General features: G+C 71.4%; 9 protein-coding genes and 1 pseudogene. 4 read left to right on the top strand and 6 right to left on the bottom strand.

Annotated features, from left to right (window positions below; all coding sequences use genetic code 11):
• Positions 1-75 precede the first annotated feature (75 nt).
• Positions 76-783, top strand: a complete 708-nt coding sequence (locus tag BLV72_RS26800) for a FadR/GntR family transcriptional regulator (protein WP_093465392.1) — start codon at positions 76-78, stop codon at positions 781-783.
• Positions 780-1,606: pseudogene (locus tag BLV72_RS26795) on the top strand (ABC transporter ATP-binding protein). Before BLV72_RS26800 ends, BLV72_RS26795 begins: the two are co-directional and overlap by 4 nt.
• Positions 1,607-1,612: 6 nt before the next feature.
• Here the strand turns inward: BLV72_RS26795 and BLV72_RS26790 are convergent.
• From BLV72_RS26790 to BLV72_RS26780, 3 genes are all read right to left on the bottom strand, one after another.
• Complete coding sequence (locus BLV72_RS26790) at positions 1,613-2,860, bottom strand: SAV2148 family HEPN domain-containing protein (protein WP_093465390.1); 1,248 nt, start codon at positions 2,858-2,860, stop codon at positions 1,613-1,615.
• An 89-nt stretch (positions 2,861-2,949) separates the two neighbouring features.
• The gene (locus tag BLV72_RS26785; RefSeq protein WP_093465389.1) at positions 2,950-4,281 is read right to left on the bottom strand and encodes a copper amine oxidase; all 1,332 of its coding nucleotides are present in this window, start codon (positions 4,279-4,281) and stop codon (positions 2,950-2,952) included.
• Between the two features lie 65 nt (positions 4,282-4,346).
• Positions 4,347-5,141, bottom strand: coding sequence for a Tat pathway signal sequence domain protein (locus BLV72_RS26780; RefSeq protein WP_208905737.1), 795 nt, complete (start codon positions 5,139-5,141; stop codon positions 4,347-4,349).
• 241 nt (positions 5,142-5,382) lie between these two features.
• Here BLV72_RS26780 and glgX point away from each other — a divergent pair, with 241 nt between their 5' ends.
• Positions 5,383-7,527, top strand: a complete 2,145-nt coding sequence (gene glgX / locus BLV72_RS26775; RefSeq protein WP_093465387.1) for a glycogen debranching protein GlgX — start codon at positions 5,383-5,385, stop codon at positions 7,525-7,527.
• 14 nt (positions 7,528-7,541) lie between these two features.
• Here the strand turns inward: glgX and BLV72_RS26770 are convergent, their stop codons facing one another.
• Genes BLV72_RS26770 through BLV72_RS26760 form a run of 3 tightly spaced genes read right to left on the bottom strand, consistent with a single transcriptional unit; the run spans position 7,542 to position 9,831 of the window.
• The gene (locus BLV72_RS26770; protein WP_093465386.1) at positions 7,542-8,492 is read right to left on the bottom strand and encodes a phosphatase PAP2 family protein; all 951 of its coding nucleotides are present in this window, start codon (positions 8,490-8,492) and stop codon (positions 7,542-7,544) included.
• Positions 8,493-8,533: 41 nt separating this feature from the next.
• Complete coding sequence (locus BLV72_RS26765; RefSeq protein WP_093465384.1) at positions 8,534-9,493, bottom strand: hypothetical protein; 960 nt, start codon at positions 9,491-9,493, stop codon at positions 8,534-8,536.
• The gene (locus BLV72_RS26760) at positions 9,490-9,831 is read right to left on the bottom strand and encodes a PadR family transcriptional regulator (RefSeq protein ID WP_020867824.1); all 342 of its coding nucleotides are present in this window, start codon (positions 9,829-9,831) and stop codon (positions 9,490-9,492) included. The genes BLV72_RS26765 and BLV72_RS26760 overlap by 4 nt, the downstream gene beginning before the upstream one ends.
• 201 nt (positions 9,832-10,032) lie before the next feature.
• Here BLV72_RS26760 and treY point away from each other — a divergent pair, with 201 nt between their 5' ends.
• On the top strand, positions 10,033-12,489 hold the full coding sequence (gene treY, locus BLV72_RS26755; RefSeq protein ID WP_093465383.1) for a malto-oligosyltrehalose synthase: 2,457 nt from the start codon (positions 10,033-10,035) through the stop codon (positions 12,487-12,489).
• Positions 12,490-12,637: the final 148 nt, after the last annotated feature.

Genomic DNA, 12,637 nt, shown 5'->3' with positions numbered 1-12,637 from the left:
CAAGTCCTCAGACGTCTGAGGACTCTGTGTTAGAGTCCCGCCGTCTCGGAAGATCGTTCAGGAAGGCGCGGCGCGGTGGCGGAGACGGCACGGTTGCGGCACGGGCCCGTGGTGCCGCGGGTCGAGAGCGCTCTGCGCGCGATGCTTGCGGAGGGTCGATGGCGGTCCGGCGAGCGGCTGCCCAATGAGGTGGCGCTCGCCGCCGAACTGGGCGTGGGCCGCTCCTCGGTGCGGGAGGCCGTGCGGCTGCTGGCCCATGACGGGCTGGTGGAGGTGCGCCATGGCTCGGGCACCTACGCCGCCGATCCCCCGGCCCCCGCCGGGGAGGGCGATATGCGGCGGCTGCTGCGCCGGGCCCGGCTGCGGGAGGTGTACGAGGTGCGCCGCGCCCTCGAAGTGGAGGCCGCCCGGCTGGCCGCCGGGCGCCTGCGGCCGGAGGACATCGGGCGGCTGCGGGGCCATCTCGCGCTGCGCCAGGAGCGGACCGGAGGCGATCCGGCCGCCTTCGTGGACGCCGATCTCGCCTTCCACCGGGCCGTGGTGGAGCTGTCCGGGAACGCCGTGCTGCTCGGCCTGTTCACCTCCGTCCTGCCGGTGCTGCGCGCCGCGCTGGTGGAGATGGTCAGCTACGAGACGGCACTGCCCGATGTGTCGTGCGCCCACGCCGAGCTGCTGGACGGGCTGGCGCGCGGGGACGCCGACACCGCGATCGCGGCCACGGTCTCCCATCTCGAGGCCGTCATGGAACTCTTCGACAGCGAAAAGGAGGTGGCGGCCCCGTGACCGCCCCGGCCGTCCCCGTACTCAGGCTGCGCGATGTGGATGTGGTGCGCGACGGCACCCCGCTGCTGCGCTCGATCTCGCTCACCGTCCACCAGGGGAGCACTGGGCGCTGCTCGGATCCAACGGCGCGGGCAAGTCCACTCTGCTGAGCCTCGCGGGCGCGCTGGTGCACCCGACGCACGGCACGGTGGAGGTCCTCGGCCGCACGCTGGGGCGGGTGGATCTGCGGGAGCTGCGGTCGTTCGTGGGCCATGTCGATCCCCGGCATCCGCTGCGCTCCCCGCTGCGGGTGCGGGACGTGGTGCTCACCGGGCTGACCAACACCGTGGAGCCGGTCCCCCGCCGCCACTCCACCCCCGAGCAGCGGGAGCGGGCCGACCGGCTGCTGACCACCCTCGGCATGGGCGGGAAGCTGGACGCGCGCTGGCCGACCCTGTCGCAGGGCCAGCGCGGCCGGGTGCTGATCGCCCGGGCGCTGATGCCCCTCCCCCGGCTGCTGCTGCTCGACGAACCGGCCACCGGGCTGGACCTGGCCGCCCGTGAGCAGCTGCTGGAGAGCCTGGACACCCTGCGCCGGGAACACTCCGAACTGGCCACCGTCCTGGTGACCCACCACCTGGAGGAGCTGCCCGCCAGCACCACCCACGCGATGCTGCTGCGGGAGGGCGAGTGCCTGAGCGCGGGGGAGGTCGACGCGGTGCTGACCACCGACGCCATCAGCAAGTGCTTCGACCACCCGGTGCACATCAGCCGCACCGACGGCCGCTGGGCCGCCCGGGCGCTACGGCCGCCGTACCGGGGCGCGGACCATCCGGTTCACTAACAGCGGTCAGGACACCGGCCGGGAGTCCGCCCAGACGCTCTCGAACTCCTCGCGGTAGGTCCCGAAGAGCCCGCCCTCGCCCTCTTGCGACCCGCCCTCGCGGACGACGTCGCTGCCCCGTCCACCGCCGCGCAGCACCAGGACCGGGGCCTCCATGCCCCGGGCCTTGCGCAGATACGGCTGGACGACCGCGAGGCCGTCCGCGCCGTCGCCGTTGACCAGGTAGGCGGTGAAGCGGGGGGTCTCGTCGAAGACATGGATCTCGAACGCGTCCGGGTCCCGCAGCCGGGCGCGCACCCGCCGCATATGGAGGATGTTCATCTCCACCGAGCGGCTCATCTCGCCCTTCTTCAGACCGAGTTCGCGCTCCCGCCGCCGTACCGCGCTGCTCGCCGGGTTGAGGAAGAGCAACCGGGCCCGGCAGCCGGATTCGGCCAGCCGGACCAGCCGGCGGCCCGAGTAGTTCTGCACCAGGAGGTTGAGCCCGATACCGACGGCGTCGAGCCGGCGGGCGTTGCCGAAGAGGTCCTCGGCGGGAAGCTGGCGCTGCAGCCGCACCCGGTCGGGATGGACGCCCACGACATCGGCGTAGCGGTCGCCGACGAGGTCCTCGACGGCGTCGATGGGCAGCCGGTCGGCGGAGGGGGAGCCGGTACCGCTGCCGAGGATCTCCAGCAGCCGGGCGGAGGCGCGCTCGGCCTGGGCGAGGACGGTCACGGACAGGGCGCGGTTGCGGGAGACCACATTGCGGGCGACCTCCAGCTCGTCCAGGGCCAGCTCGACCTCGCGGCGGTCGTCGAGGTACGGCTCGAAGCACGGCCAGTGCTGGACGAGGAGCTCCCGGAGCTGCGGCAGGGTCAGGAAGCTGACGACATTGTCGTCGGCGGGGTCGAGCAGATAGCCCTTGCGCCGGCTCACCTCACGGACCGCGACCGCCCGCTGCACCCACTCCTGCCCGGCGGGGCCGGCGGCGGCGATGACCCAGTCCTCGCCGTGGACCGGTTCGTAGATGGGCCGCAGTACGGCGTTGACGACCGCGCGCAGCCGCTGTTCCACGAGGTTGAGCCAGATATAGGCCCGCCCGGCCCGGCGTGCGCGTGTGCGCACCTCGCTCCAGGCGTCGGCGCCCCAGTCCAGTTCCGCTCCGATCTCCATCGGCCGCACCAGGGACACTGCGCCGGGAGGTGCGTCGGTGGAGCCGTCACCCCCGGGACCTCCGTCACCGGGGGGCAGCTCCAGCCCGCCCGAGCTCACCTGTGCACCGCCTTCCGCCCCCGACCAACGATCACCGCAGACTACTGCGCTGGCGGGGGCGGTGCGACACTCAGGTCCTGCCTATCGGGTCAACGTTCCTCTTCTGTATGGCCGTTGTGTCCGGACAGTGCAGGAGGCGTGAGGGGATTCATAGCGGTGACGTCGCGCGGGGAGAGCTGGAAGCCCTGCCAGTGCAGCGGCATGGGCTCCTGGTCCTCATCCCGGGCGATGTGATGGAACCCGATGTTGACCCATACGATCGGGTGTTTGAGGGTCTGGCCATTGACCCACTTGTCGACGCTCTTGCCCGCCCCGGCGCCGCAGTTGCGCAGATTGTTGCTGGCGAACTGCTCACACTTCTTGTACTCGGTGAAGTAGACGTCGTGCTTGGTGAAACTACGGCCCTGGTACTTGGTGGTGTGGCCGGGGACGATCTCGTAGCTGCGTGGATGGCCGTCCTTGTTCTTGCCCGCCGAGCTGACCACGCGCCACCATCGGGCCGGCGCCGCGTCGCCCGCCAGCTCCTTGGTGACCTTGGTGCGGGTGGTCTTGGTCTTCGGGATCTGCCCCGAGGTCGCGGTGGTCTTGGAGTCGTACTGCTCGACCTTGCTCTTGGGCGAGCCGTCGAGCCCGAAGTTCAGCCGCCAGAAGACGTTGTGGGCGTGGCTGGTGGCGTAGTCCTTGGCGCCCTTGCCGATGGGCCAGCCGCGGCCGTCGCCCGCGTCGTAGTCCATCGGGGAGAGCGTGCCGGTGGCGCCGACCTGCATGGTCATGGTGCCGTCACCGGCGAACCGCCACTCGGTGATGTACTCGTACCAGCCGACCTGATTGACGGTGTAGACCAGCAGGTCCTTGCCCTGAAGCTGGTAGACCTTGTTGTCCTCGCCGGCTCCGAAGCCCCCCGTGCCCATGCGGTAGGCGTGGCCGCGGGCCCGGGTGGTGGCACACAGGCCCTTCACATTCGGATGCTCGGGGTCCCAGGCGTCGGGCACCCGCACGGTCTTGATGGTGCCGCCGGGGCATTCGGCCGGGTCGAGCTGCTGCAGCCCCTGGGCGAAGCCCTGCCCGGTGAGGTCGTCGTACTCATTGCTGCCGTCGTCGTACGGCACATGGATCTGGCCCAGCTTGGCCGAGGTCAGCACCTTGATCGGGGCGCTCTCGCCCTTGGGCTGGTACGAGACCTTGTCGAGCACCAGCCCGGCGTTGCTCTCGTAGTGCCAGCACATCCGCCAGGTGGTGCCGCCGTCGAGCTTCTGCTCGATTCTGTACGGGGTGCTGCAATCCGCCGCGGCCGGACTCTGCGGGGCCGCCTGGGCGGTGCCGACCGGCCCGGCGGCGACCGCCACGGTGCCGAGCAGCGCCGAGGCGCCAATGGCCGCCGCGACCCGGGCACGGGCGCGGCGGAGCCTGCTTTCAGGCATGGAAAGACTCCTGTGATGAAGGTGAGGCGTAGGGGTGTGCGCTGCGCCGGTGCCTGGCACCCGGCTCAACCGAGCTTGGCCACCTTGCGGGCGCTCAGGTCGATCACCATCTGCCGGGTGTCGATCCACTGGCCGTTCACCACCCGGGTGAACAGCCGTACGCAGCGGTGCGCGCCGCAGTCCCCGACCGAGGCCGGACCGGGGTTGCCCTCGCCCGCGCGGTAGACGAAGCCGGTGACGGTCAGCTGGTCCGGGCGGGTCAGCGCCTTGCCGGTGGCGTCCTTGAAGTCCTTCTTCAGCCCCTCGCCCAGCTTGTCATCCATCAGCAGCCGCGCGGCCTCCATCACCTCGTCGCGGTTGGGCGGCGGCTGGACACCGTGCTGGGTGTCGGTGCCGGTGACCTTGCCGCTGCCGAGGTCGACCGTCTTGGTGACGTAGGTGTCGTCCTTGTAGTCGTAGTACGTCACCTCGGCGCGGCGCGGCGCGTCGGCGGCCCCCACCTCGTCGGGGCCGAGCTCCGCGAGGTCGGTGGAGAGCCGCTCGGGGCCCTTGGCACCCTTGACGTCCTCGCTGCTCAGCCGGAAGCCGCCGCCGCCCGTGAGGGTCTGGGCGCGCTTCATCTCATCGTCGGTCAGTGGATCGCGGCCGGTGCCGGTGCGGCCCTGCTCGGGCGCGTCCTCCACCACACCGGGGAGCTGCCGGGCCGCCTGGCCCTGCTCCGCCGCCGAGCCCTGGGGTCCCCCACCCGAGCCCTCTTTGCCGGAGGCGCTCCCCGGGAGCGTCACCCCGATCATGACCGCCGTGGCGGTGGCGGCCACGGCGGCGCCGGCCACCACCTTGCCCAGGTGGCGGTGCATCATCTTGCGCACATCCTCCCCCAATCCCCCCTGTCATCACATCGGACCGCATAGCGGGATACGCGTACGCGGAGGTCACCCGGTAGGACGAACCGATATGGCCGTAGGTTGCCTCCCTTTTGAGGAAGTTCTGTTGAAAGGGCGGATGGGTCCGGCCAGTTGGGAAAGGATGCAGGGTCGGTCAGGTTCCGTCCAATGCCTGGGGTGTTCGCGGCCCCCGGAGAAGAAGTGGAAGAGTCGACGTATGCAGGTCTGGCCGGGGCAGGCTTACCCCCTTGGCGCCACGTACGACGGCGCCGGAACCAACTTCGCGGTGTTCTCCGAGGCCGCCGTCCGCATCGAGCTGTGCCTCCTGCACGACGACGGCTCGGAGACGGCGGTCGAGCTGCGGGAGTCCGACGCGTTCGTACGCCACGCCTATCTGCCGGGGATCATGCCGGGGCAGCGCTACGGCTTCCGGGCCCACGGCCCGTACGAGCCGGAGTCCGGCCACCGCTGCAATTCCGCCAAGCTGCTGCTGGATCCGTACGCCAAGGCGATCAGCGGGCGGATCGGCTGGGGCGAGGAGGTCTACGGCTACCACTTCGGGCGGCCCGACAAGCGCAATGACCTCGACTCCGCCCCGCACACCATGGCGTCGGTCGTGGTCAATCCCTACTTCGACTGGGGGGACGACCGCCCGCCGCGCACCGACTACCACCGCACCGTCATCTACGAGGCCCACGTCAAGGGGCTGACCATGCGCCATCCCCGGCTGCCGGAGGAGCTGCGCGGGACGTACGCGGCGCTCGCCCATCCGGCGATCATCGAACATCTGACGGAGCTGGGCGTCACCACGCTGGAACTGATGCCCGTGCACCAGTTCGTCCACGACCACCGGCTGGCCGACGCGGGGCTTGCCAACTACTGGGGCTACAACACCATCGGCTTCTTCGCCCCGCACAACGCCTACGCCTCCTGGGGCGACCGGGGCCAGCAGGTGCTGGAGTTCAAATCGGCCGTCCGGGCGCTGCACCAGGCGGGCATCGAGGTCATCCTGGACGTGGTCTACAACCACACGGCCGAGGGCAACCACCTGGGCCCCACGCTCTCCTTCCGGGGCCTGGACAACGCCTCGTACTACCGGCTGACCGAGGACCGCCGGTACTACATGGACACCACCGGCACCGGGAACTCCCTGCTGATGCGCTCCCCGCACGTACTGCAGCTGATCATGGACTCGCTGCGCTACTGGGTGACCGAGATGCATGTGGACGGCTTCCGCTTCGATCTGGCGGCGACGCTGGCCCGGCAGTTCCACGAGGTGGACCGGCTGTCCTCGTTCTTCGACCTGGTCCAGCAGGATCCGGTGGTGAGCCAGGTGAAGCTGATCGCCGAGCCCTGGGACGTCGGCGAGGGGGGTTATCAGGTCGGCAACTTCCCGCCCCTGTGGACCGAATGGAACGGCAAGTTCCGGGACACCGTGCGGGATCTGTGGCGCGGTGAGCCGAGGACGCTGGCCGAGTTCGCCTCCCGGCTGACCGGCTCCTCCGACCTCTACCAGGGCGACGGGCGGCGCCCGCTGGCCTCGGTCAACTTCGTCACCTGCCATGACGGCTTCACCCTGCGCGACCTGGTGAGCTACGACGAGAAGCACAACGAGGCCAACGGCGAGTCCAACCAGGACGGCGAGAGCTACAACCGGTCCTGGAACTGCGGGGTCGAGGGCGAGACCGACGATCCGGCGGTGCGGACGCTGCGCGAGCGCCAGATGCGCAACTTCGTCGCGACCCTGATGCTCTCCCAGGGCGTGCCGATGCTCAGCCACGGCGACGAGTTCGGGCGCACCCAGGGCGGCAACAACAACGCGTACTGCCAGGACAACGAGGTGTCCTGGGTGCGCTGGCCCGATCACACCAAGGCGCAGGACGGCGAATGGGAGGACCGCTCGGCCCTGGAGCTGCTGCGCTTCGCCCGCTCATTGGTGTGGCTGCGCCGCGACCATCCGGTCTTCCGGCGCCGCCGCTTCTTCCACGGACGGCCGGTGGAGGGCACCCATGACGAGCTGTCGGACATCGCCTGGTTCACCCATGAGGGCGAGGAGATGATCCCGCGCGACTGGCAGGCGGCGCATGCCAAGTCCCTCGCGGTCTTCCTCAACGGCAGCGCGATCTCCGAACCGGGGGTGCGCGGTGAGCGGATCACCGACGACTCGTTTCTGCTGCTGTTCAACGCGCACCATGAGCCGCTGGACTTCGTCGTGCCCATCGACCACGGCAAGCAGTGGCAGGTCATCGTGGACACGGCGGTGCCGGAGGGCGTGGAGCCGGGCAGCGGGGCGAAGGTGGCGGCGGGCGATGTGCTGACCCTGGTGGACCGCAGCCTGATGGTGCTGCAGCGGCCGGCCTAGAGGCTGGTGTCTGCTTATAGGTCCGGGGCCCGCCTGGGCCGCGGGGCGCGGCCGGCGGTCTGCGCGAGCCGCGAGGGCAGTATCACCGCGGCGTACCAGACCAGGGCCACGCACACGAACCCCGTCGCCCCGGAGGTCAGTGACCGTGTGAGGGAGTCGTCCCGTGCGCCGCAGACGAGGGCGAGGGCCGCCGACAGAGCCAGGACGACGGCGGGCAGCGCACGGGGGATCGGCATGACATCTGGTGCGGCGGCGCGCGGCAGCAGCGGCACCAGCCAGGTCGCGAGGGCGGAGCAGGTGCAGGCGATCAGGGTGGCCCCGAGCACGTCGCTGGGCCGGTGGCCGCCCATGGTGGCGGAGACGGAGGCGGTGCAGGCGAGCCACAGCACACCGATCGCGGCGACGTAGGGGCGGATGCGGGGGGCGACGACGAAGACGGCGGCGAGGGTCAGCGCGGCGGGGACGGTCGCGTGCCCGCTGGGGAAGCCCTGGAAGACGAGATTCTCGGGGGCGTTCACCAGGTCGGGGCGGGGCAGGACCTTGTGGAGCACCTCGCCGCCCCCGGCGGTGAGAACGACGATCGCGAGCGCCGCGCACCCCCGCCACCAGTACCGTCCCACCAGGGCGAGGACCACGAGGACGGCCAGACCCACCATCAGAGTGGGCTCGGCGCTCTGTCCCATCGGCGGCATAGGCGTCGAGTCCAACTCCGATCCCGACAAGGGGTAGAACCACGCATCCAGCGAGCCGGCCTCCGAACTGTTGAAGATCCCGTTCTCGGCCCGCTGTCCGACCGGGGTGTGGACGGCGAACAGGTACATCGCCAGGAGTCCAAGGGCGTACAGCAGAGGCGGCATCCACGGCCGTTTTGTACTCGAAGGGCCGGATACGGCGCGGACTTCAGGGGTCTGGCCGGAGGTGTCCGGGCGGTGTGCGGGCAGGATCGAGCTGTCGTGTTGAGTCATCGCTTTCCTTCTTCGTGTGCCTCGTGCCCGGTGCTGGTCCGCTATCCGGCGAGCGAATGGTCCTGCCTGCGCTGAGCGGCGATCGCCAGAGCCGGAAGAGGTGCGACCAGGAGGACGAGGACCACCAGCGCCGGCAGGGAATTCATGAACCCGTCCGGCCGGGCGACGATCGCCTGCGTACGGATGAACGCGACGGCCGCGACGGGAATCAGCCACCGGCGGTCGCCGGTGGCGCCCGTCGCCGCCCACGCGGCGATCAACGCGGCGACTTCGAAGGTGAACAGGCCGCGCTGGAAGGCCGGACTGACAGCGGTCAGCTGGAGGCTCCCGGCCACGAACATGGCGAGCACCACGGGCACCAGCCAGCGGAACGAGTGACGCCGCAGCCGGCCAGTACGACAGACCGCCAGCACGGCGCACGCGATGCACAGTGTCACCGACAGCGCCAGGTCATGGGCCGTGATCGGGGAGCCCAGCCCGTAATAGCCCAGCCCGTACTTGCCTTCGTGGCCGAAGAGGGTGGAACTGCGGAAAGTGGCACCGGCGTAGACCATCGCCGCCGCGGCCGGCAGCGCGATCCACGCCTTGCCGCGCCCCAGGGCGACCAGGCAGACCAGCGGCAGCAGCCCGTAGGGCAGCAGCCGCGTCTTCGTACCGGGCCCTTCCGCCCACGGGTACCAGCCGGAGAAGTGGAACGCGATGGCCTGCTGGCCGGGATCGATGTGCAGGGTCCAGTGCCATACGTCCTGGAGGTACGGCACGAGTGCCAACACAGCGAGGGCGAGGGCCGCCAGATGAACGCCGTCCAGCCACCACGGCCGTGCCGTGTCGTCCACGACGGCACGGGCGCGGGCCCCCAACCCGCCGCGCACCAACGGCACGATCTCCCGTGGCGGAGGCCAGGCGCGGCCGGGATACGCCTCGGCCAGACAGGCCAGCAACTCGTCTCCCTGCCGGGAACGGTAGGACGCGGGGTAGGCCGCGAGCAGGAGACGGTTCATGCCTCCGCCACCCCACGATTCCGTGAGCGTCCGATGACGAAAGCCGCCGCCTGCTGCATCCGCAGCGCCTCCTGGCCGAGCAACTCGGTGCCGTCCTCTGTCAGCCGGTAGTACCGCCGCGCCCGCCCGTCCACCATCTCCTCGTGGTCGGCGGCCACCAGACCGGCCCGTTCCATCCGCTCCAGCGCGCCGTAGAGCGTGCCGACGGCGATCCGGAGCCGCCCGTCAGTGGCCGTCTCTGCGGCCTTGATGATGCCGTAGCCGTGCAACGGCCCGTCCATGAGCGCGGCGAGGATGAAGAACTGCGGCTCTGTCAGAGACGGATTCTTTCGCGTCATGCATCGAGAATATATCGAGGCTCGATATATATCCGCAAGAGGTGCCGGGCGGCCCGGGCGTCGCCCGCACTCGAGCAGCCGCTTCCCACTCCTCCAACGACCCCATCGTCCCGTTGACGCCTTCACCCCGAAGGGTCATCGAAGCCCTCAAGTAGATGTCCTTTTTGTGGTGGGGCGCGCCGGGTGGGTACGTACGTTCATATGACGGCTGACCCCGGCACACCCACCGCCACCTATCGCCTCCAGCTCCAGCCCGCCTTCCCCTTCGCGGCGGCGGAGCGAGCGGTGCCGTATCTGGCCTCGCTCGGCGTCTCCCATCTGCATCTGTCCCCCGTGCTGGAGGCGGTGCCCGGCTCCAGCCACGGCTATGACGTGGTGGACCACTCCGCCGTCCGGGCCGAACTGGGCGGCGAGGAGGGGCTGCGCGCACTCGCCCGTACGGCGCGGGCGCACGGCCTCGGGCTGATCGTCGACATCGTGCCGAACCATATGGCCGCCCCCGCCCCCGAGCGGCTCAACGCCCCGCTGTGGGAGGTGCTGCGGGAGGGCCCGGAGTCGCCGTACGCGCGCTGGTTCGACATCGACTGGCGGGCCCACGGCGGCAAGGTGCTGCTGCCGGTGCTCGGCGGTCCGCTCGGCGAGGAGTGGAACCGGCTGCGGGTCGAGAACGGGACGCTGCGCTACTACGACCACACGTTCCCGCTGCGCCCCGGCACCGAGGGGCTGCCGCTCGGCGAGCTGCTGGACGCCCAGTGGTACCGGCTCGGCTGGTGGCGGCTGGCCCGCACCGAGCTCAACTACCGGCGGTTCTTCACCATCTCCGAGCTGATCGCGGTGCGGGTGGAGGACCCGGAGGTGTTCGCGGCGACCCATGCCACGCTGCTGGAGCTGGTGCGGGACGGGGTCGTGGAGGGGCTGCGGATCGACCATCCGGACGGGCTCGCCGACCCGGAGGGGTATCTGCGGCGGCTGGACGGGGCGGTGCGGGCGGCGACGGGCGAGGCGAGCGACGGGGAAGGGGGACGCGGCCGGTGGACGGTGGTCGAGAAGATCCTCGCCCGGGACGAGCGGCTGCCCGCCACCTGGCCGATCGCCGGGACCACCGGCTATGACGCGCTGCACCACATCGACGGGCTCTTCGTCGACCCGGACGGGCTGGCGAAGCTGACCGCCCGCTATCGCGCCTTCGCCGCTCCCCCGGCCGACCTCGGCGGCGACTGGCCCGCCACGGTCCGCCGCGCCGCCCGTGAGGTGGTCACCCACGAACTGGCCGCCGAGGTGGCACGGCTGACGCGCACCGCCTCCCGGATCTGCGCGGCCGACCCCCGGCTGCGCGACCACGCGCCCTGGGCGCTGCGCACCGCGATCCGCGAGCTGCTGGTGCGGCTGCCCGTCTACCGCCCGTACGCCTCGGTGGGCGGCCCGCCCGCGACGGACGCCGACGCGGTGATGCTGCGCTCGGCGGCGGCGGACGCCCGGGAGGCGTTCACGGTGGAGCAGGAGGCCCGGGTGGTGGGGGTCGTCCGGGACGCGGCGCTGGGCAGGCTCGGGGACGGCCCGGACCATCGCGACTTCTGCGCCCGCTTCGCCCAGACGGCGGCCGCGCTGCGCGCCAAGTCGGTGGAGGACACCGCCTTCTACCGCTACACCCCGCTGCTGTCGGCCGCCGAGGTGGGCGGCGATCCGGGACGGCCGGCCGTGGCCCCCGAGGAGTTCCACGCCTTCGCCGCCCGGCTGCTGCGCGACTGGCCCGCCACCGGCACGGTGCTCTCCACGCATGACACCAAGCGCAGCGCGGACGCCCGGGCCCGGCTCGCGGCGCTCACCGAATGCCCGGGCTGGTGGGCGCGGATGGTGGAGGAGCTGACCCGCTCGGTCCCCGCCCCGGATCCGCAACTGGCCTGGACGGCGTGGCAGACCGCGCTCGCGCTGGGTCACGGGGACGCCGCACGGCTGGTCCCCGCCGTGCTCAAGGGGGTGCGCGAGGCGGGGCTGCGGACGACCTGGACGGAGCAGAACGCGGCGTACGAGGAGGAGGTGACCGCCTTCCTGGAGGCCGGGCCGTGCGCGGCCGACCCGTCGGTATGGGCCGCGATCGGCGCCGAACTCGACGGACCGGCGCGAGCCAACGCGCTCGGCGCCGCCCTGCTGCAGCTCACCATGCCGGGCGTCCCGGACCTCTATATGGGCACCGAACACCTCTATACGGCCCTGGTCGACCCGGACAACCGCCGCCCGCCCGAGTTCGGCGGCGGGCCGGAGGCCCGAGGGGTCTCCGCCGAGAAGCTGCTGCTGACCAGGGCCGCGCTGCGGCTGCGCCGGGAGCGTCCGCGGTGGTTCGGCCCGGGAAGCGGCTATGCGCCGCTGACCGCCGAGGGGCCTTCGGCGGCGCACTGCGTGGCCTTCGTACGGGCGGACGCCGGGAACGAGGACGGAGGCGGGGGCGGCGTCGGGGGCGGCGTCGGGGGCGGCGGGGCGGTCACCGTGGTCACCCGGCTCTCGCGGCGGCTGGCGGAGGCGGGCGGCTGGGGCGCCACCCGGCTGCTGCTGCCGGCGGGCCGCTGGCGGGATCTGCTGACCGGGCGGACGGCCGAGGGATCCGAAGCGCTGGATGAGCTGCTGTCCGGGCTTCCGGTGGCGCTGCTGGTCCGTAGCTGACGGTCCCCGGGGCGCCCGGGCGCGGCGGGTCGCCGCCGCCGCCCTTCCTGGCGCCCCACCAGAAAGCCTGCGGCGTTCATGTCCTGAAGCATTTACAGGTGGCCGAGTGCGCGCTACGTTCACCAAGCAATTGGGAGCGCTCCCACAC

Origin of the sequence: Streptomyces melanosporofaciens (genome assembly GCF_900105695.1) — a bacterium.
In the GTDB taxonomy this organism is placed as follows: domain Bacteria; phylum Actinomycetota; class Actinomycetes; order Streptomycetales; family Streptomycetaceae; genus Streptomyces; species Streptomyces antimycoticus.
The sequence above is the reverse complement of the archived record's forward strand: the minus strand, read 5'-3'. Positions and strand labels throughout refer to the sequence as shown.